The 17,328-nt window shown below is 64.2% G+C and carries 19 protein-coding genes; 6 read left to right on the top strand and 13 right to left on the bottom strand.

The genetic code is table 11. From position 1 onward, the window contains the following. Positions 1-5: 5 nt before the first annotated feature. The gene (locus ACO06J_RS00540) at positions 6-887 is read left to right on the top strand and encodes a c-type cytochrome (RefSeq protein ID WP_421758751.1); all 882 of its coding nucleotides are present in this window, start codon (positions 6-8) and stop codon (positions 885-887) included. A gap of 2 nt (positions 888-889) precedes the next feature. Here the strand turns inward: ACO06J_RS00540 and ACO06J_RS00545 are convergent, their stop codons facing one another. The 4 genes from ACO06J_RS00545 to ACO06J_RS00560 all read right to left on the bottom strand — a co-directional run bounded on the left by ACO06J_RS00545 (position 890) and on the right by ACO06J_RS00560 (position 3,555). Continuing rightward, the gene (locus ACO06J_RS00545) at positions 890-1,189 is read right to left on the bottom strand and encodes a type II toxin-antitoxin system RelE/ParE family toxin (RefSeq protein ID WP_421758752.1); all 300 of its coding nucleotides are present in this window, start codon (positions 1,187-1,189) and stop codon (positions 890-892) included. Next, complete coding sequence (locus ACO06J_RS00550) at positions 1,179-1,445, bottom strand: type II toxin-antitoxin system ParD family antitoxin (RefSeq protein ID WP_421758753.1); 267 nt, start codon at positions 1,443-1,445, stop codon at positions 1,179-1,181. Before ACO06J_RS00550 ends, ACO06J_RS00545 begins: the two co-directional genes overlap by 11 nt. 50 nt (positions 1,446-1,495) lie before the next feature. Further along, positions 1,496-3,085, bottom strand: a complete 1,590-nt coding sequence (locus ACO06J_RS00555) for an L-aspartate oxidase (RefSeq protein WP_421758754.1) — start codon at positions 3,083-3,085, stop codon at positions 1,496-1,498. Between the two features lie 101 nt (positions 3,086-3,186). Further along, positions 3,187-3,555 carry a YegP family protein gene (locus ACO06J_RS00560; RefSeq protein WP_421758755.1) on the bottom strand — a complete coding sequence of 123 codons (369 nt, stop codon included), beginning with the start codon at positions 3,553-3,555 and terminating at the stop codon, positions 3,187-3,189. Positions 3,556-3,769: 214 nt separating this feature from the next. Here ACO06J_RS00560 and ACO06J_RS00565 point away from each other — a divergent pair, with 214 nt between their 5' ends. Next, a complete protein-coding gene (locus ACO06J_RS00565) occupies positions 3,770-4,552 on the top strand; it encodes a hypothetical protein (protein WP_421758756.1) in 783 nt (260 codons plus the stop codon). A 142-nt stretch (positions 4,553-4,694) separates the two neighbouring features. Here ACO06J_RS00565 and nadA read toward each other — a convergent pair whose 3' ends face one another. Further along, complete coding sequence (gene nadA / locus ACO06J_RS00570; protein WP_421762416.1) at positions 4,695-5,750, bottom strand: quinolinate synthase NadA; 1,056 nt, start codon at positions 5,748-5,750, stop codon at positions 4,695-4,697. Between the two features lie 175 nt (positions 5,751-5,925). Between nadA and eda the strand changes: the two genes are divergently transcribed. From eda to modB, 4 genes are all read left to right on the top strand, one after another. Beyond that, entirely contained in the window at positions 5,926-6,561 is a 636-nt protein-coding gene (eda, locus tag ACO06J_RS00575) for a bifunctional 4-hydroxy-2-oxoglutarate aldolase/2-dehydro-3-deoxy-phosphogluconate aldolase (protein WP_421758757.1), read from the top strand. Positions 6,562-6,736: 175 nt separating this feature from the next. Continuing rightward, positions 6,737-7,105, top strand: a complete 369-nt coding sequence (locus ACO06J_RS00580) for a winged helix-turn-helix domain-containing protein (RefSeq protein WP_421758758.1) — start codon at positions 6,737-6,739, stop codon at positions 7,103-7,105. Between the two features lie 78 nt (positions 7,106-7,183). Next, positions 7,184-7,933: a molybdate ABC transporter substrate-binding protein gene (gene modA / locus ACO06J_RS00585; protein WP_421758759.1), complete on the top strand. Its 750-nt coding sequence runs from the start codon at positions 7,184-7,186 to the stop codon at positions 7,931-7,933. A gap of 15 nt (positions 7,934-7,948) precedes the next feature. Then, the gene (gene modB / locus ACO06J_RS00590) at positions 7,949-8,632 is read left to right on the top strand and encodes a molybdate ABC transporter permease subunit (RefSeq protein WP_421758760.1); all 684 of its coding nucleotides are present in this window, start codon (positions 7,949-7,951) and stop codon (positions 8,630-8,632) included. Here modB and ACO06J_RS00595 read toward each other — a convergent pair. The 8 genes from ACO06J_RS00595 to ACO06J_RS00630 form a co-directional block, all read right to left on the bottom strand. After that, on the bottom strand, positions 8,629-9,054 hold the full coding sequence (locus ACO06J_RS00595; RefSeq protein ID WP_421758761.1) for a hypothetical protein: 426 nt from the start codon (positions 9,052-9,054) through the stop codon (positions 8,629-8,631). The genes modB and ACO06J_RS00595 overlap by 4 nt on opposite strands. Positions 9,055-9,252: 198 nt before the next feature. Beyond that, a complete protein-coding gene (locus ACO06J_RS00600) occupies positions 9,253-10,269 on the bottom strand; it encodes an aldo/keto reductase (protein WP_421758762.1) in 1,017 nt (338 codons plus the stop codon). 12 nt (positions 10,270-10,281) lie between these two features. Then, a complete protein-coding gene (locus ACO06J_RS00605) occupies positions 10,282-11,298 on the bottom strand; it encodes an ABC transporter ATP-binding protein (RefSeq protein WP_421758763.1) in 1,017 nt (338 codons plus the stop codon). Continuing rightward, positions 11,295-12,332 carry an ABC transporter ATP-binding protein gene (locus ACO06J_RS00610; RefSeq protein WP_421758764.1) on the bottom strand — a complete coding sequence of 346 codons (1,038 nt, stop codon included), beginning with the start codon at positions 12,330-12,332 and terminating at the stop codon, positions 11,295-11,297. The genes ACO06J_RS00605 and ACO06J_RS00610 overlap by 4 nt, the downstream gene beginning before the upstream one ends. Next, positions 12,329-13,195 (bottom strand): ABC transporter permease, encoded by an 867-nt coding sequence (locus tag ACO06J_RS00615; RefSeq protein ID WP_421758765.1) that lies wholly within the window; start codon positions 13,193-13,195, stop codon positions 12,329-12,331. Before ACO06J_RS00615 ends, ACO06J_RS00610 begins: the two co-directional genes overlap by 4 nt. After that, the gene (locus tag ACO06J_RS00620) at positions 13,192-14,196 is read right to left on the bottom strand and encodes an ABC transporter permease (RefSeq protein WP_421758766.1); all 1,005 of its coding nucleotides are present in this window, start codon (positions 14,194-14,196) and stop codon (positions 13,192-13,194) included. The genes ACO06J_RS00615 and ACO06J_RS00620 overlap by 4 nt, the downstream gene beginning before the upstream one ends. A 71-nt stretch (positions 14,197-14,267) precedes the next feature. Beyond that, the gene (locus ACO06J_RS00625; protein ID WP_421758767.1) at positions 14,268-16,049 is read right to left on the bottom strand and encodes an ABC transporter substrate-binding protein; all 1,782 of its coding nucleotides are present in this window, start codon (positions 16,047-16,049) and stop codon (positions 14,268-14,270) included. A 73-nt stretch (positions 16,050-16,122) separates the two neighbouring features. Beyond that, positions 16,123-17,307 carry an enolase C-terminal domain-like protein gene (locus ACO06J_RS00630; protein WP_421758768.1) on the bottom strand — a complete coding sequence of 395 codons (1,185 nt, stop codon included), beginning with the start codon at positions 17,305-17,307 and terminating at the stop codon, positions 16,123-16,125. Positions 17,308-17,328 lie beyond the last annotated feature (21 nt).

Raw genomic sequence — 17,328 nt, forward strand, 5'->3', positions numbered from 1 at the left:
GCGGTATGCGGGTCTGGCTTTGGCTGCTTGGGCTGGTTGTGGTGGGTGGAATCGGCGTCGGCGTCTACATGCTGAAACCGGTGACAGGACCAGCGCGTGACCTGACGCTCGTCGGTGACGCGACGCGCGGGGCCTATCTGATCCGGCTGGGCGATTGCGTTTCCTGCCATACCGATGGCCGCGGCGGTGGGGCCGAACTGGCGGGCGGCGAAGCGCTGAAGACCCTGTTCGGCACGTTTTACGCGCCCAATATCACTTCGGACAAGACTGCCGGAATTGGCAGCTGGACGCTGGCGCAGTTCTCCAACGCGATCAGTAATGGCGAGGGGCCGCAGGGGCACCTTTATCCGGTGTTTCCGTATGAGAATTACACGCTGATGAGCGACCAGGAAGTCGCCGACATTTATGCGGCGCTGATGGCGACGACGCCGGATTCGAAGCTATCGAAAGCGCATGATGTGGGGTTCCCGTTCAATGTCCGGCTGGCGCTGGCGGGGTGGAAGAACCTGTTCTTTGCGCCTAAGCGCTTTGCGGCCGATGCATCGCACTCCGAGCAGTGGAATCGCGGGCGATATATCGTCGAGGGGCCGGGGCACTGCGTTGCCTGCCACTCGCCACGCAACATGCTGGGGGCGATCGAGGGTGGCAAGGAACTCACCGGCAATCCGGCAGGCGGGGTGGGCGGCAAGGCGCCGCCGATCACTACCGAAGCGCTGACCAAGGGGGGCTACGCCGTCGAGAGCGTTGCCAGCGTGCTGTCGGACGGCTTCACGCCGGATTCAGACGTGCTGGGTGGCGCGATGGGCGAGGTGATCGCCGACGGCTCGTCGCAATGGACTGACGCGGACCGGGTGGCGGTGGCGTCGTATCTGATGGGGGTGGAGTAGGGTCAGGTTTCGAAGAAATCAGGGCTGAGTTTCCGCGCGGCGGCGACGACCCTCACAATGTCGAGGATGTGTGAGCTGTGCCGATAGAAGATGATGTATCGGCCATCAGGGAATGACTTCAGTCCCTCGCCGAGTTCTGGACGAGCGAGGCCCATTTCGGGGTAGCCCGCCAAGATATTGAACACGTCCTCAAAGCGATCAGCCACGCGGTCGGCAGAGCGAAGGCTCTCGATGGCGATGTAACTCCAGATTTCGAGAATATCTTCGGACGCTCGCGGCTTGCGCCGGATCTCAAGCCGCATTCTTCTTCGCGGCTAGACGACGACGCCCCTCTGCCTTGATTTCCTCGACGTCCCATGGCTCGGACTCGCCGCTATCCAGACCCTCTTGGATCAGCTTTTTCAGTTCTTCCGTCCGTGTGTCCCGCAGGATTTCTGCATCTTCCAGAAGACGTAGTGCATCCCGCATGACTTCGCTGGCGCTGGCGTAGCGGCCGGTTGCGACGAGGTCGCGGACGAATTTCTCGTAGTGCTCGCCGATGGTGTAGCTTGAGGGCATGGCGGTTCTCCTTTTGAGGAGAATGTATCACTTTATGATAGTTTTGCCAGTCAGGCCTCGGCGCGGATGGTGAGGGCCTGTTCCAGCGTCATCAGGGTGTGGTGGGCCCAGGTGGGGCTGGGCTCAGGGTAATCGGTGCGGAAGTGGCCACCGCGGCTTTCGGTGCGCTGGAGAGCGCCGGCGGTGACGAGGGTGGCGGAACTGGTCATGTTGAGGAACGAGCGGGTGACGCCCTGGGCGCTCTGTTCGAGTTCGGCGATGCGGCGGAGCGCGAGCTTCAGGTCGTCGGCATTGCGTTCGACGCCGACGAGGTCGGTCATGATGTGGCGCAGGGATTGGACGGGTTCGAGGTTGCGGAGGTTCTCCTCGACGGCTTCGCCCGCGGCCTCGTCCCAGCCGATGCCGGGGAAGGGCGCGAGGGGCCCGCGGGGGGGCTCGAGGCCGGAGATGTCGGCGGCGATGCGGGCGCCATAGACTACCGCTTCGAGCAGCGAGTTGGAGGCGAGTCGGTTCGCGCCGTGGAGGCCCGTGGACGAGGCCTCGCCGCAGACCCAGAGGCCGGGGAGCGAGGAGCGGCCAGTGTCGTCCACCTTGACGCCGCCCATGTGGTAATGCGCGGCGGGGGTGACGGGGATCAGCTCTTTGGTCGGGTCGATGCCGAAATCGGTGCAGTATTTTGCGACGGTGGGGAAGGCGGTCATGATGCGGTCGCCGATGGCAGCGCGGGTATCGAGGAAGACTTTGCGGCCGGCCTTGATCTGGCGGTAGTTGGCACGGGCGACGATGTCGCGGGGGGCGAGTTCGGCGTCCTTGTGGACGGCCAGCATGAAGCGCTCGCCGAGATCGTTGACGAGGATGGCGCCTTCGCCGCGCAGCGCCTCGGTGGCGAGCGGGGCGGGGTCGGCGCCGGTGGCGATGGCGGTGGGGTGGAACTGCACGAATTCGGGATCGGCAATGACGGCGCCGGCCCGGGCAGCCATGCCCATGGCGTGACCACGGACGCCGGGCGGATTGGTGGTGACGGCATAGAGCCCGCCGAGGCCGCCGGCGGCGAGGACGGTGGCGCGAGCGCGGATGAGGATCGGTTCGCCATAGCGGTCGCCGAGCTTCCTCGCATAGACGCCGATGATGCGGCCATCGGCACGGGCGAGATCGATGACGGTGAGGCCTTCGACGACGCGGATCGAGGGGGTTTTGCGCACTTCGGCGATCATCGCCTGCATGATGGCGTAGCCGGCGCGGTCGCCTTCGACGCGGACGACGCGGTTCTTTGAGTGCGCGGCTTCTTTGCTGAGGACGTAGTGGCCGAGCGTGTCGCGGTCGAACGGGGTGCCCCAGCGGGCGAGATCTTCGATGCGGGCTGCGGCTTCGGCGGTGACCGATTCTGCGACCTCTTCATCGACGATGCCGGCGCCGGCGATTTCGGTGTCGACGGCGTGGGCGTGCGAGGAGTCGCCTTCGCCCACTGCAGCGGCGACGCCGCCCTGGGCCCAGGCGGAGGACGCACCAAAGCCCAATGGCTTGGGAGAGATTACGGTGACGGGGCGGGGCGCAAGTTTGAGGGCGCAGAACAGGCCGGCAAGGCCGGCGCCCACGATCAGGGCGCCGTCTGCGTTCAGGACGTTGTCAAAGGCCGGCATGTTTTCTCCTCGATGCGTCGCGCTCCCGACGCACCGGGATCAGTACCAACCAACGCACGCTTCCCAAACCCCTTTTGGGGAGAGAACGTTCCGTGGAGAACTCAGGCTTCGTCTTCGACTGCGGCCTCGGCGGCGCGCTTCTTGAGCGAGGCGATGCAGTTCATGGCGCTGGTCTTGGACTTGTAGGTTTCCGAGCGGACCATGGGCTCGCCATTGGCGGCGACAAAGCGCACGAAGGTCTGGCCGTCCTTGGAGGCGGCAACTTCGAAGCGGTAGCCTTTGCCGGATTCGCCCTTGGTTTCGTCAAACACGGGGGCAGCGGGCGCGTTCTTTTTCAGTGACTCGATGCAGTTCTTGGCGCTCGCCTTGCTGGCATAGTTCTCTGACCAAAGCATGGTCTCGGCGTTATAGACGAACTTGGCCATGAACTGGCCGCCCTTGGCGGCGGTGATCTTGAACTTGTGCGGCACGCTGCTTCTCCCCTGGTGTCCGGGCAGCGATCGGTGATGCCCGAGACCTTGAGACTATTCCGTCTTGCGGGTTGCGCAACTTACTTTGTTGGCATGTTTGCGGGTTTGCGTTGGCGCGGTGGGACTGCCCGCCGGGGCGACGGTCCGGTAAACTCCGTAGACAGGATTACGTACGGAATATTAGGCTCACCCTAGCTGCTGGCTGGGGACAGGTTTGGCTAAACTTGCGCTTTTGGTGGACGACGAGTCCCGGCTGGGGGAGGGGGTGCTGCTGCCCATCTCGCCCCGCGCGAGCCATGCGGCGTTTCGCAATCTTGGACAGCCGGTCCTGCTCTACCGCCTGGTGCCGGAGACGATGGTGATGTTCATCGGGCAGGCGCGGCTGATGTCGATCGAGGCGGTTGACCGGGATAATCGCGCCTGCCGGATCGAGCAGTTCGCTCGGTTTGACGCCGAACCGATGCGTGAGGAAGAGGCGCGGGTGCCGGGGGTGCGATGGATGCTGCAGCTCGAGCCTGAGCGTTTTGCCGGGGTGATTGCGGAGGCAGAAGCCAAGCCGGTGGTGTCGGCGGCTGCAGAGGAAGCGGCGGCGGCGTTTCAGCATGACGCGCGATCGGTACTGGCGGCCTATCAGGCGGTCTATGACACGGTGCTGCAGAACTGGGACTATCGCTGTGCGTTCACGGGCGAACAGTTCGAGCGGCAAGGGCGACCGCACCCGCATTTGTACGTTGTCGCAATCCGGCCACGTGAAGCAGGGGGACCGGTGCATGTGCGGAACTACCTGCCGATGACAGCCGCGGCAAAGACCGCCTGGACATCTGGGCACCTGACTTTGGCGCCGGATCTGTCGTTTGTGGTCAACAAGCGGCGGATTGATCCGGAGTTTGACGAGCAGTTGCTGCCGATCGGGGGATTGTTGCCGCCGGTGGATCCGGGGCAGGGGCCCGATGAGGATTATCTGGCGTATCATCGGACGCGGGTGTTTGGGGGGTAGGGGACCTTGGCGCCGCTCCTCGCTTCGCTCGGATCGCGCATCGCGAAGGCGATGCGGCCCCTCATCCGGCGCTGCGCGCCACCTTCCCCCTCAAGGGGGGAAGGAAGTGTGCAACATCCGCGGCTTCGGCGAGCAAGGAGGGCTAATCGCGCTTTTTGGAGAAGTCGATCATGCGCTGGACGGCGGCGCGGGCGGGGGCGATGAGTTCGGGGGCGACGGTGACTTCCTCGGTCATGGTGTGGAGCGACCAGAGGATGTTTTCGAGGTTGATGCGCTTCATGTGCGGGCAGATGTTGCAGCCGCGCAGGAAATCGACGCCGGTGGTTTCGGACGCGACGTTGTCGGACATGGAGCACTCGGTGACCATGACGACGCGGGGCGGCTTGTTGGTCTTGACGTAGTCGATCATGGCCGCGGTGGAGCCGGCGAAATCCACGGCGTCGATGACTTCGGGCGGGCACTCGGGGTGGGCGATGATCTTGGCTGTCGGGTAGGCGTTGCGCAGTTCGGCGATATCGGCGGCGGTGAAGGTTTCGTGGACTTCACAGGAGCCGGCCCAGGTAATGACTTTCTTCTTGGTCTTTTTCGCCGTGTTGCGCGCGAGGAACTGGTCGGGGATCATGATGACGGTATTGCCGGGCAGCGCTTCGACGATATCGAGGGCGTTGGACGAGGTGCAGCACACGTCGGAAACGGCCTTCACGGCGGCCGAGGTGTTGACGTAAGTGACAATCGGTACGCCCGGATACTGGGCGCGCATGGCGATGACGTCTTCGGGCGTGATCGAAGCGGCCAGCGAGCACCCGGCGCGGCTATCGGGGATCAGCACGGTTTTTTTGGGATTCAGGATCTTGCTGGTCTCGGCCATGAAGTGCACACCGCACTGGACGATGACCGACTGCTTGACCTTGGTAGCTTCGATGGCGAGTTGCAGGCTGTCGCCAACGATATCGGCGACGCCGTGATAGATCTGCGGGGTCTGGTAATTGTGGGCGAGGATGACCGCGTCCTTCTCCTTTTTCAGCCGGTTGATCTGCAGGATCAGCGGCGCATAGAAGGGCCATTCGACGTCGGGAATCTTGTCCTTGACCTTGGCGTGGATGCGCGCAGTGACCTTTTCGACCGCCTTGGTGTACTTGAGGTCAAAATTATCCGCGAGGATGGCGCGAGCCTCCTCAAGCGGCGTGAGCGCATTGATTGTCTGCACCGCGTCGTCCCTCCACAGCCGACCGCAGACTTAAGGCGCGATGGTGGCAATTTCAATGCGGTGGCGCGCTGAAAGGACCGTTGCGGGGGCAGCGGGCGATTTGGCTTGATCGTCACAACCTGAGTGCATAACGGTCAATGCCAGCAATCGAGACCGAGGTTTTCCCATGCCGCAAGACGTCGCCGCCCTTCGCCAGACCCTGTCGCTCGCGCCGGTGATCCCGGTTATCGTGCTCGACGATATTTCTGCCGCACGGCCCTTGGCCGAGGCGCTGGTGGCGGGTGGGCTGCCGGTGCTGGAAATCACGCTGCGCACCGCCAATGCGCTGAAGATTATTGAAGAGATGGCCAAGGTGCCGGGCGCGGTGGTGGGTTCAGGCACCGTGCGAAGCGCGCTGCAGATGGGCCATTCGGTGGATGCCGGGTGCCAGTTCATGGTGTCGCCGGGCGCTTCGCCGCGCCTGCTGGAGGCCGCTGAGGCGCATGCCATCCCGCTGCTGCCGGGGATCGGCACGCCGACCGAGGCGATGACGGCATCGGAGCACGGCTATTCGTTCCTCAAGTTCTTTCCGGCCGAGGCGCTGGGTGGGGTGAAGGTGCTGAAGGCCTATGCCTCGCCGTTGCCGGATATCACGTTCTGCCCCACGGGCGGGATCGATATGGCCAAGGCGCGAGAGTATTTGGCGCTGCCGAACGTCATCTGCGTGGGCGGTTCGTGGATCATGCCGGCCGACGCGATTGCGGCCAAGGACTGGAAGCGGATCGAGGCGCTGGCGCGGGAAGCGGCTGGGTTGGGGAAGTAGGGGTATTCCCTCTCCCCTTGAGGGAGAGGGTGACCGAAGGGCGGGTGAGGGGTTGTATCAGAGCACTCGGTCGCCCCTCGCTCCGCTCAGGTCGCGCAACCGCTGGTTGCGGACCACTCATCCGGCCTTCGGCCACCTTCTCCCACAGGGGGAGAGGGCGAATAGGGAGAGTGTTGTGCCAAAAAGCACTGTCGTTGGCCTTTCCCACCTCCGCATCACGCTGTCCGAGACCTTCTACATCGGTCCCGGACGGGCTGATCTGCTGGAGTTAATCGCTGAGACCGGGTCGATTTCGGCTGCCGCCAAACGCATGGGGATGAGTTACAAGCGGGCGTGGGGGCTGGTGCAGGCGCTGAACGAGGGGTTTGGGGCGCCGCTGGTCGAGACCGCGCGGGGTGGTAACGAGCAGGGCGCTGCGCTGACGGCGACCGGGCGCGAGGTGCTGGAGCGCTATCGGGGGATGCAGGCGGCGACGCGGGCGGCGGTTGCCCGGGATGTGGCGGCGCTGAGCCAGCTGCAGAGTGATATGTCCAAAGGAAAATAACGCTTGCTGCGTGTGCATTGGCTTGGCAGAACAATCGGTATTTCCAAACGAACATATCGAGGGACGATGATGAACCCAATGATCCGAGTTGGCGCGCTGGTTGGCCTGATGCTGGTGCTGCCGGTGGTGCAGGCGAGCGCGGCTGAGGTCAGCGTGGCGGTGGCGGCGAATTTCACCAAGCCGGCCGAGGAGATCGGCGCGGCGTTCACGGCTGAGACAGGCGATAGTGTGACGTTCAGCTTCGGCGCGACGGGAGCGCTTTATACCCAGATCAGCCAGGGGGCTCCGTTCGAGGTGTTCCTGTCTGCCGACAACAAGCGGCCCAAGCTCTCGGTCACTGAAGGGTTTGGCGTTGAGGGAACGGTGTTCACCTATGCGGTGGGGAAGGTTGTGCTTTATGCGCCGGGGCTGGATATGACGGATGGCGCGGCAGTGCTCGCCGCCAACGGGTTCCAGCACATTGCCATCGCCGACCCGAAGACCGCGCCCTATGGGGCGGCGGCGGAGGAAGTGATCGGCAAGCTCGGGCTGGCCGAGGCGCTGGCGCCCAAGGTGGTGACGGGCGAGAATATTTCGCAGGCGCTGCAGTTCGTCGATAGCGGTAACGCAGAGTTGGGGTTTGTGGCGCTGAGCCAGGTGATCGACAAACCGGCGTCGCAAGTCTGGCGCGTGCCGGCCGAGGACTACACGCCGATCCTCCAGGATGCGGTGTTGCTGAAGACCGGGGAAGGCGATCCTGCAGCCAAGGCGTTTGTCGAGTTCTTGAAGAGTGACGCGGCAAAGGTCATCATCGAAAAGTACGGTTACGAGATGGGGGCGAACGGCTGACGCCGTTCTGAAAACATGCTGAGCGCCAGTGAGATTGCCCAGCCAGTGGGCCTGACGCTGGCGCTGGCCGGGATCGTGACGGCGATCCTGCTGCTGGTGGCGACCCCAATCGCCTGGTGGCTGGTGCGATCCGAAGCGCGGTGGAAAGAGGCAGTGGCGGCGGTGGTATCGCTGCCGCTGGTGCTGCCGCCGACGGTGCTCGGATTTTACCTGCTATTGGCGCTGGGACCGAACGGGCCAGGCGGCGCGCTGGCGTCGCTGTGGGGCGCGCGGACGCTGGCGTTCTCGTTTGAGGGGCTGGTGATCGGCTCGGTGATCTACTCGTTGCCGTTCATGGTGCAGCCGTTGCGCAATGCGTTCGAGGCGATGGGCGATGAGCCGCTGGAAGCGGCGGCGACGCTGGGGGCCGGGGCGTGGCAGAGCTTTGTGCGCGTGGCGCTGCCGCTGGCGCGGGCCGGGTACCTGACCGGCGCTGTGCTGACCTTTGCGCACACGGTGGGCGAGTTTGGCGTGGTGCTGATGATCGGCGGAAATATCCCGGGCAAGACCAAGGTGCTGTCGATTGCGATCTACGACTATGTGGAGCGGCTCGAGTGGGGCAGCGCGCACATTTTGGCGCTCGGGATGGTTGGCTTTGCGCTGGTGACGATCACTGCGGTGATGGTGATCGACCGGCGGCTGGGGCGGGTGTCGAACTAGAGCCGCAGCAGTTCGACGAAGCGCTTTAGGGCTTTGCCGACGCGTTTTGCATGCTTGTGTTCGAGATCGCCGAGCAACGCGTCTTCGAGCTGCTGCCAGTTGGCGGCGAGGACTTCGCGGATGCGTTCGCCTCGCTCGGTGAGGGCGAGGCCGGGAGCCAGATCGGGTCCGACGGCGCGGCGGGCGATGACATCGCGTTCAATCAGGCGGTCGAGACGGGGCCGCAAAGCGTCGGGCGTCATCCCGAGTTCATCAGCCAGCGTCTGGTCAGTGGCGCCGAGCTGGGTGTGCAAGACGAACAGGACAGCGTCATCGCCGGGCTCGAGGCCGCGGTCGACGAGCGGCACCAGCAGCGCCTGGTGGGCGAGCTGGCCGGCCTCGATCAGCCGGTAGAGCGTTGAACGGTCTTTGCGTTTTGACATGGAGGGATAGATAGACTTTAGCGGGGGATCGAGCGACATGCACGCTATCCTATCGTTAATCGCGGTCTCCTCCCATACAGGACGACCGTAGAGACAGGGTCTGCTCCACGCAAGAACAAGGCTTTGGCAATTGACCGGATTCGGGCAAACGCCGGTGCTGGCTAGAGGTGTACTCTGCGTGATCGGCGGGTGTTTGCTTCAGGGCAGGGGTGCATCCGCGTCTACCAGTCCGGCGTCATGAAGGTCACTCCAGAAGGCCGAGGGGATCAGTTCCTCGAAATACCCGACATTGGCGCGTACCTCCTGAGGGTTTACCCCTCCAGGGATCACCGAGACGACGGCGGGATGGCCTAGTGGGAACTGCAGGGCGGCGGCCTGCAGCGAGACGCCGTGCGCGTTGCAGAGCTCAAGGATACGGCAAGTCTTTTCGAGGATGCCCGCGTCGGCGAGGCCGTAACGGTAGCGGGCGCCTTCGATGGGGCCGGTGGCGAGGATGCCGGAGGCGTAGGGCGCGCCGATGACGACAGAGATGTTCTCATCCTCGCAGCGCTTCATGCCGTGCTGCAGGGCCGATTGGTCCAGCAGGGTGTAGGGCATGGCGACGATACAGAAATCGAGCGGGACTACGGTGGCATAAGTGTCGAGAGAACTGGCAGCGTTGAGGCCCATGCCGATGGCCTTGATCTGGCCGGAACTCTTGAGCTCTTCCAGCGCTCTGATACCGGATTTCGGCAGATCCTCGATCCTGGGGCCGTTCGGATCGGTGGAGGCCTCGGGATCGTGGATCAGCAGGGCGTCGATGCGGTCGAGGCCGAGTCGGAGCAGGCTTTGCTCGTAGGCGCGCATGACGCCGTCATAGGAATAGTCCCAGACGACTTCCATGGTGAGCCCGCCGCCCCAGGGCGCGCGGTCGAAGGTCGACGGATCGGCAGGGCGCTTCAAGTAGCGGCCGACCTTGGTGGTGAGGATAAAATCCTCGCGCGGCCGGTCGCGGAGGAAATCGCCGCTGCGCAGTTCGCTGAGGCCGCGGCCGTACCAGGGGGCGGAATCATAGAGGCGGACGCCAGCGTCCCAGGCGGCCTGCATGGTCTCGTGGGCCACTTCGCCCGAGACCCGGTGGTACATGCCGCCGAAATGCGCAGTGCCGAGGCCAAAGGACGGGATGTTGAGGTCGGTCTTGCCGACCTTGCTGCGATCGGTGAGGCGGTTAGGCATCTAGGGCTCGGTTCAACTGGCAAACGGAAGGGGTTCTGGCGGCCGGAAGACCGAGGCGATGTCGGGATCAGCGGCCAAGGGCTGGTCCTTGTAGAGAAAGCACGCGGCGAGGCGGTTGGAGTCCGGTGCGAAACGTGGCGGGACGGTGGCCCAGCATTCGGGCATGGCGTGGGGGCAGCGTGGTGCGAACTTGCAGCCGTTGGTGACACGGCCATCGGTGGCCTCGACACTGCGGATTTCCTCGCCGCCCCAGGTCTTGGAGAGGTCAGGGAGGGGGATCGAGCTGACCAGCAGCTGTGAGTAGGGGTGCTTGGGCGCGCCGATGACCCGTTCGACGGACCCGGCTTCGGCGACCGATCCGCGATAGAGGATCATGATGTTGTCGCAGATCTGGAAGGCGGTGGTGAGGTCGTGGGTGATGTAGACGATGGAGATGCCGAGTTCGCGGTTCAGCGTGCGTAACTCGTCGAGAATGGTGGCACGGAGCGAGGCATCAACCATCGACACCGGCTCGTCGGCGACGATGAGGCGGGGGCGGAGGAGGACGGCGCGGGCGACCATGATGCGCTGTCGCTGGCCGCCCGACAGTTCGTGCGGGAAGCGGCCGAGGGTATCCTTGGGCCTGAGGCCAACCCGGCTCAGCGCGTCCTCGATCAGGGCGCGCCCCTTGGCCTCGCTTTCGGCGAGCTTGTAGCGCTTGACCGGCGTCGTCAGCACGTGGTCGATCCGGTAGAACGGATTGAACACTTCGAACGGGTCCTGGAACACCGGCTGGACCTCGCGGCGGAACTGCCGGCGCTCGGTGTCGGTCATGGTGGCGACCGACTTGCCGCGATAGAGCACATCGCCCTTTGAGGGATCGATGAAGCCCAGCATCATGCGCGCGAGCGTGGTCTTGCCGCTGCCACTCTCGCCGGCGATGGCGGTCATCGAGGGCTGGCTGTCCGAGAGGGTCAGCGTGACGTCGTCGAGTGCGACGAAGCTGCCATAGGTCTTGGTGATGCTCTTCAGTTCGATGAGTGCGCTCATGGCCGGGCCTCCAGCTTTGCGGCCGGCCTGGGGGGCAGGGACTGGTGTTCAGGATAGAGATGGCAGGCGACCCGCTCCAGCGGAGTGATCTGCTGCAGCAGCGGCGTTTCGGTACGGCAGCGCTCGAAGGCGTAGGGGCAACGCGGGTTGAAGCTGCACCCGGCGGGCAGATTGACCAGCGGTGGCGGCAGGCCCGGAATGCCGACCAGCGGCTTTTTCTGGTCGATGCCGGGGAGGCTGTCGACGAGGAGGCGCGTGTAGGGATGGCGGGGGTGCTCGATCATCTGTGCGACCGGGCCGATCTCGACCAGCTTGCCGGCGTACATGACGCCCACCGTGTCGGCGAACTGGGCGATGAGGCCCATGTCGTGGCCGATAAGGACCACGGCGGCGCCGAGCCCGTCCTGGAGACGGCCGAGGGTCTGCATCACCTGGCGCTGCACCACCACGTCGAGCGCGCTGGTCGGCTCATCGGCGACGATCACCTTGGGCGAGAGCGAGGTGGCGATGGCCATGGCGGCGCGCTGCTTCATGCCGCCCGAAAGCTCGTGCGGATAGCGGCGGCCGACAGAGGGATCGAGGCCGACACGGGTCAATTGCAGTGTGACCTTGGCTTCGAGTTCCTGCCGGGTCATTCGCGGCACGTGGGCCGCGATGGCGTCGATGATCTGCTCTTCGAGCCGCATGACCGGATTGAGTGAACTCATCGCTCCCTGGGGGATCAGCGCGATGTCGCGCAGGCGGGTTTCGCGCAACTCCTTGTCGCTCATCTTGAGGATGTCGCGGCCATCGAGCCGGACGGAGCCACCGGCGATGCGGCCGGGGGCGCGGGTCAGGCGCATCAGCGCTGTGGCCATGGTGGTTTTGCCTGAGCCGGATTCACCGATGAGGCCGAGCCGTTCGCCGGGCTTGAGGCTGAACGAAACGTCGCTTACCGCCTTGGCCGGGCCAGAGGAGGTGTCGTAGTGGACGTTCAGTTCTTCGACGACGAGGATGGGTGCGGCTGTGGGGTCGATCCTGCTGGTGGCGGTCATGTGCGGCGCGCCAGCTTGGGATTGGCGAAGCGGTCAAAGCCGACCGAGGTGAGGAAAAGTCCGATGAAGATCAGCGCAATGACGACGATGGGTGGCCCCCACCACCACCAGTAGCCGCGCAGCACCGCCGCCGACTGCTGGCTCCAGTAGATGGTATTGCCGAGGGTCATTTCCTCCAGCGCGCCGAGGCCGAGGGCCTCAAGCCCGATGACAGCGAGGATGGCGCCCGACACGGTGCCGACGAAACTCGCGACAATATAGGGCATGAGGTTGGGCATGATTTCGCGGAAGAGGATTTCCCATCGGCTCTCGCCGTTGACGCGGGCGACCTCGACATAGGCCTTCTCGCGGATGGTGAGCACCTGGGCGCGAACCGTGCGGGCGGTGAACATCCAGCCCAGCGAGGCGACGACGAGCGCCATGATCCAGGTGGTCATGCGGTCGATATTGCCCGCGATGATGACGAGGATGGCGATGGCCGGGACGGTCATCAGGGAATCGGAAATGACGCGGATGATGGCGTCGACGATGCCGCCGAACTGGCCAGCGATCAGCCCGAGCACCGTGCCCGCGCCAACGCCGATGACGCCGGCGATGAGGCCCATCTTCAGCGTGTTGGGGGTGGCGAAGATCAACAAGGTCCACATATCGCGGCCCTGAGAATCCGTGCCGAGGAAATAGTCGGGGCCCGGTGGCTTGCGTGGGCGCACCGAGCCGACCTGGGCGTGGGTGGGATCGACGAACCACGGCCCGATGATACCGAACAGCACGATGGCGAAGATGATCAGCAGGCCGGCGATCAGCGCGGGGCTGATGCGGCCCTGCGCATAGTTGCGGCGCAGGGCGGAAAAGAGGGCGCTCATCGGCGGATCCTGGGGTCGAGCAATGGGTAAATGAGATCAACGAGGAACAGCAGGGCGGCAAGCGACACGATGAGCATCAGCACCACCCCCTGGATGACGAAATAGTCCTGTCCGCGGATGGCGTTGTAGAGGAGCGAGCCGAGGCCCGGATAATTGAAGATGACTTCGACAAGGACGGCGCCCGAGACGACCGAGCCGAGCGAGAGGGCGAGCGCGGTGACCTGCGCGAGCAGCGCGTTGCGCATGCCGTACCAGACGAAGATGCGGCGCGGATGGAGCCCCTTGGCCTCGGCGAAGGTGATGTAGTCCTCGCCCAAAACGTTGACCATCTGGCTGCGCATGCCGAGCGCCCAGAAGCCGACATTGCCCAAAACGATCGCGAGGCAGGGCAGGAACGCGTGGTTGAGGATGTCCATCGTAGTGGCCCAGTCGAGCCGCATGATGCGCGTGGTATCGACGCCGCCGGCGGGTGGGAACCACTTGAGGACCACGGCGAAGAAGTAAACGAGGATAATGGCCAGCAGGTAGAACGGGATCGCGGTCAGGATCATCATGAACGGCGCGATGGCGCGGATGCCGCGGCTGGCGCCTGGCCAGGCGAGGCGTGCCCCGAGCAGCGAACCTGTGGTGAAGGCGATCAGTGTTGCGACGGCGAGGAGGCTGACCGACCAGGGCAGCGCGTTGCCGATCATGGTGGTGACCTTTTCGGGGAAGTTGGCGAAGGATACCCCGAGGTCGAGCCGGAACAGGTCAAGCCAGTAGTTGACGTATTGCTCCCAGATCGGTGCATCGAGCCCGTACTTGGCGCGATAGGCGGCGGAGATCGCCTGGATATCGACGTTCTGTGCGCCGCCTGTCGACTGCAGCCGGGCGAGCGCGGTCTGCACCGGATCGCCGGGGAGGAGGCGCGGGATGATGAAGTTGACGCTGACCGCGATGAACACGATCAGCAGCAACTGGCCGAAGCGGGCCGCAATGTAGCGCAGCAGTTCTTTCGACATGGGCCCTGTTCCTGAACAAAACGGGTGGCGACGTGCCGCCACCCGCAAAGGTTTGGGTGCCGTCCGGAAGCCTAGTTGGCGCCGGTCGACTTGAGGTTGTGGATCACGAGGTTGAACGCTTCCCACGGGGTATACGGAGCCACATACGGGTCGGCAGCAGACGGCCAGCCGGTCCAGTACGTGTTGTTGAAGGTCACCACGTGGTATTCCTCGAGCAGGTCGATCTGCGGCAGGTCGCGCAGCGCGATGTCGAGGGCGGCGGCGGCGTTCTTCATGTAGTCCGAGTTTGGATCGGTGCTGGCCGGAACCGCGTCCATGGCATCGATCAGCTTATCGTACTCGGGGTTGACGTAACGCGAGGCTGCAACCAGGTTCGGTGCGGCTTCACCGAGCGGACGCGAGAACTTGGAGTGGTAGTGCTGCAGGGTCTCGAGCGGCTCGGAGAGGCTGCCGCAATGGACGAACACCATGGTATCGAAATTGCCATTGGTGATGTCAGGCAGCCAGGTATCATCGACCGGTGCCTGGATCGCATCGAAGCCGGCGTTCTTGAGCTGCTGGGTCAGCGGCGCAAGGGTGGGCTGGATGAAAGCAGGCGTGCGGACGTTGATGGTGATCGGCTTGCCGTCTTTGGCCCAGACGCCGTTGGCATCCTTGGCGTAGCCGCCCTTGGTCATGTACTCCTCGACTTTGGCTGGGTCGGGATTGTCGAGATTGTATTTGTCGAGCACGGCCTTGAGCGGGCTGCCCTCGGTGAGCCAGGTGCCGGCCATATAGTTGGAGAACGCGAAGGTCACCGGCTTCTGGCCGCCTTCGTAGCCGATCTCGTTGAGCCCGGCGCGATCGATCGCGTAGTTGACCGCATAGCGCAGGTTGACGTCGTTCCACGGCGCCTTCATCTGGTTGAAGACCAGCGAATAGTCGCAGCCATCCGGAGCGCCCCAGTTCGGGCCCTCGGGGTTCCATGAGCTGAGCTTGGCGTTCTGGGCGCGCGCGGCTTCGAACGTGCCGATCAGCAACTGGCGTCCGCCATCGATCTGGTTGGCGATCTGCAGCTGACCCATGGCGTCGTCGGACGAGACTGGGACAAGCGTGATGCGCTTGGGCGCCGGAGCGTCCTGGAAGCCAGTCTTGACGCCCCACCAGTCATCGCGGCGATCAAAGATCTCCTGCTGGTTGGTGGTCGAGACGAGCTTGTACGCACCAGTGCCGACCGGCCAGCCCTTGGCGAGGTCGAAATTGGTGAAGGTCGAAATGTCCTGGCCTTCCCAGATATGCTTGGGCAGGGTCGGGTAATGGTTCTCGTGGCCGAGCGCGAGGAAATCGCGCACGAAACGCGGTGCGGCCTTGTTGAAATTGATCTTGAGGTTCAGCGGGTCGGTGACTTCGACGTCCTTGACCCATTCCTTGAACGACGCCGAGCCGTTGATTTCGGGCGGGGCATCGCGCAGGGCTTCGAGCGTGAACTTCACGTCATCGGCCGTGAACTTCTGGCCGTCCGACCATTCGACGCCATCGCGCAGCTTGATCGTGGCGCTCATGAAGTCCGGAGCATATTCGAAGCTCTCGGCCTGCCACGGGATCAGCTTGCCGTCGTTGAGATTGGTATAGAACAGCATCTCGTTGACGGTGAATTGCATCGCGTCGCGCTGATGCGTGACCGAGGTCAGGTAGGGATTCCAGTTCTCGACGTTGGCGAACTGAGCCGGCTGGTCGCCCCATGGGGTGAGTACCAGCGTCTCGTTGCGTGGGACGTCCGCCACCTGTGCGAACGCCGTGCTTGCCATGAGCGGCAGCGCCAGCAATGCCAGCGCGCCTCCCGTCAGCAGGCCTTTCATAGAAATTCGGGTCATTTGTCCTCCTCCTGGTCGTGTTCGACCTTTAGCTGTTTGGATGATGCCCCTCGTGTGCGGGGCATCTCCGCCGTCAGAGTGCCATCTTGTCGATTGCCGCGAGCGACAGGCCGTGGCCGAAGCCGGGCTCGTTGCTCACTTCGACATAGCCATTCACCGGCACGGCCATGCCTGGGTAGTTATTGGTCTCCTTGAGCGGCTGGCCGGGCGCGCCGCCCACGAAGAACTCGCCCCAGCGGCTGTTGGGGGCCGAGACGTTGAAATGCTGGCCATAGGGCGTGTTCATGCCGGCATGGCAGATCACTTCAAGCCCGGCGGCATCGGCGATTGCGGTGATCTTCTGAACCGCGGTAAAGCCGCCGACCCAGTGGATGTCGGGCTGGAAGATATCGACGACGCGATCCTTGGCCGCTTCGAAGAAGGTGTAGGGTGTGTACCAATGCTCGCCGGTCGACAGCGTCTGCCACGGCAAGCGCTCGCGCAGCGCCTTGTGCGAGGAGTGGTCTTCGGGGAGGAGGCAATCCTCCATCCACTTGAGGTTGAACGGCTTCAGCCGGTGGGCGAGGCGCACCGCGAACTCGACATCGAACGCCATCCAGCAATCGAGCATCAGCTCGACATGGGGCCCGATCAGTTCGCGGGCCTTGCCGACAAAGGCCTCGTTCTTGTCGAGCGCCTCAAGCCCGTCGGCAGTGCCGTAGGGACAGGCGAGCTTGGTGGCCTTGAAGCCGAGCTCCATGTGCCAATCGGTATCGTTACCAGTCGCGTAGCAGAACTGCTTGTCGCGGGCGAGGCCACCCGCCAGCTCGTAAACGGGGAGCTTGAGCGTCTTGCCCTTCAGATCCCACAGCGCCAGATCGATGCCGCTGATGGCGTAGGAAGCGAGCCCCGACGGCGAATAGGGCGACGTGATGCGCATCATCATGTCGTAGAGCTTTTCGGTGGCGAGGGCGCTCTCGCCTTCGAGCAGCGGGCCGATGTGGTCGTTGATCAGGCTGATGGTAGGCTGGCCGTAACCGGTGGTGCCAAAACCCCAGGAGTCGTCGTCAGCTGTGACCAGAACGCCCACGGCCGGAAAGGCGGCGTTCCAGCTGGCGCGCAAGGCCTTGTAGCGGGGGTAACGCGACATCGGGTTGGCGACTTCGGCGTCCTTGGTCCATGGCGGCCGGCGCGCTGTGCCACGCTGCTTGGCCTCCTCATAGGTGCCGCCCGCGATCGGGTTGGTGATGGCGAAGGCGCGAATACTCTTGATCTTCATCAGGCTGTTCCTCGGGAATGC

Source organism: Devosia sp., assembly GCF_965229025.1.
Classification (GTDB): Bacteria; Pseudomonadota; Alphaproteobacteria; order Rhizobiales; family Devosiaceae; genus Devosia_A.

Bases quoted from the DNA above. Each gene is read 5' to 3' on its own strand.
- ACO06J_RS00610 (WP_421758764.1), bottom strand. From the start codon at position 12,332: ATGACCGCCACCAGCAGGATCGACCCCACAGCCGCACCCATCCTCGTC.
- ACO06J_RS00625 (WP_421758767.1), bottom strand. From the start codon at position 16,049: ATGACCCGAATTTCTATGAAAGGCCTGCTGACGGGAGGCGCGCTGGCA.
- eda (WP_421758757.1), top strand. From the start codon at position 5,926: ATGCCGCAAGACGTCGCCGCCCTTCGCCAGACCCTGTCGCTCGCGCCG.
- ACO06J_RS00615 (WP_421758765.1), bottom strand. From the start codon at position 13,195: ATGAGCGCCCTCTTTTCCGCCCTGCGCCGCAACTATGCGCAGGGCCGC.
- ACO06J_RS00600 (WP_421758762.1), bottom strand. From the start codon at position 10,269: ATGCCTAACCGCCTCACCGATCGCAGCAAGGTCGGCAAGACCGACCTC.
- ACO06J_RS00555 (WP_421758754.1), bottom strand. From the start codon at position 3,085: ATGCCGGCCTTTGACAACGTCCTGAACGCAGACGGCGCCCTGATCGTG.
- ACO06J_RS00545 (WP_421758752.1), bottom strand. From the start codon at position 1,189: ATGCGGCTTGAGATCCGGCGCAAGCCGCGAGCGTCCGAAGATATTCTC.
- ACO06J_RS00620 (WP_421758766.1), bottom strand. From the start codon at position 14,196: ATGTCGAAAGAACTGCTGCGCTACATTGCGGCCCGCTTCGGCCAGTTG.
- ACO06J_RS00595 (WP_421758761.1), bottom strand. From the start codon at position 9,054: ATGTCAAAACGCAAAGACCGTTCAACGCTCTACCGGCTGATCGAGGCC.
- ACO06J_RS00605 (WP_421758763.1), bottom strand. From the start codon at position 11,298: ATGAGCGCACTCATCGAACTGAAGAGCATCACCAAGACCTATGGCAGC.
- ACO06J_RS00540 (WP_421758751.1), top strand. From the start codon at position 6: ATGCGGGTCTGGCTTTGGCTGCTTGGGCTGGTTGTGGTGGGTGGAATC.
- ACO06J_RS00630 (WP_421758768.1), bottom strand. From the start codon at position 17,307: ATGAAGATCAAGAGTATTCGCGCCTTCGCCATCACCAACCCGATCGCG.
- modB (WP_421758760.1), top strand. From the start codon at position 7,949: ATGCTGAGCGCCAGTGAGATTGCCCAGCCAGTGGGCCTGACGCTGGCG.
- ACO06J_RS00550 (WP_421758753.1), bottom strand. From the start codon at position 1,445: ATGCCCTCAAGCTACACCATCGGCGAGCACTACGAGAAATTCGTCCGC.
- modA (WP_421758759.1), top strand. From the start codon at position 7,184: ATGATCCGAGTTGGCGCGCTGGTTGGCCTGATGCTGGTGCTGCCGGTG.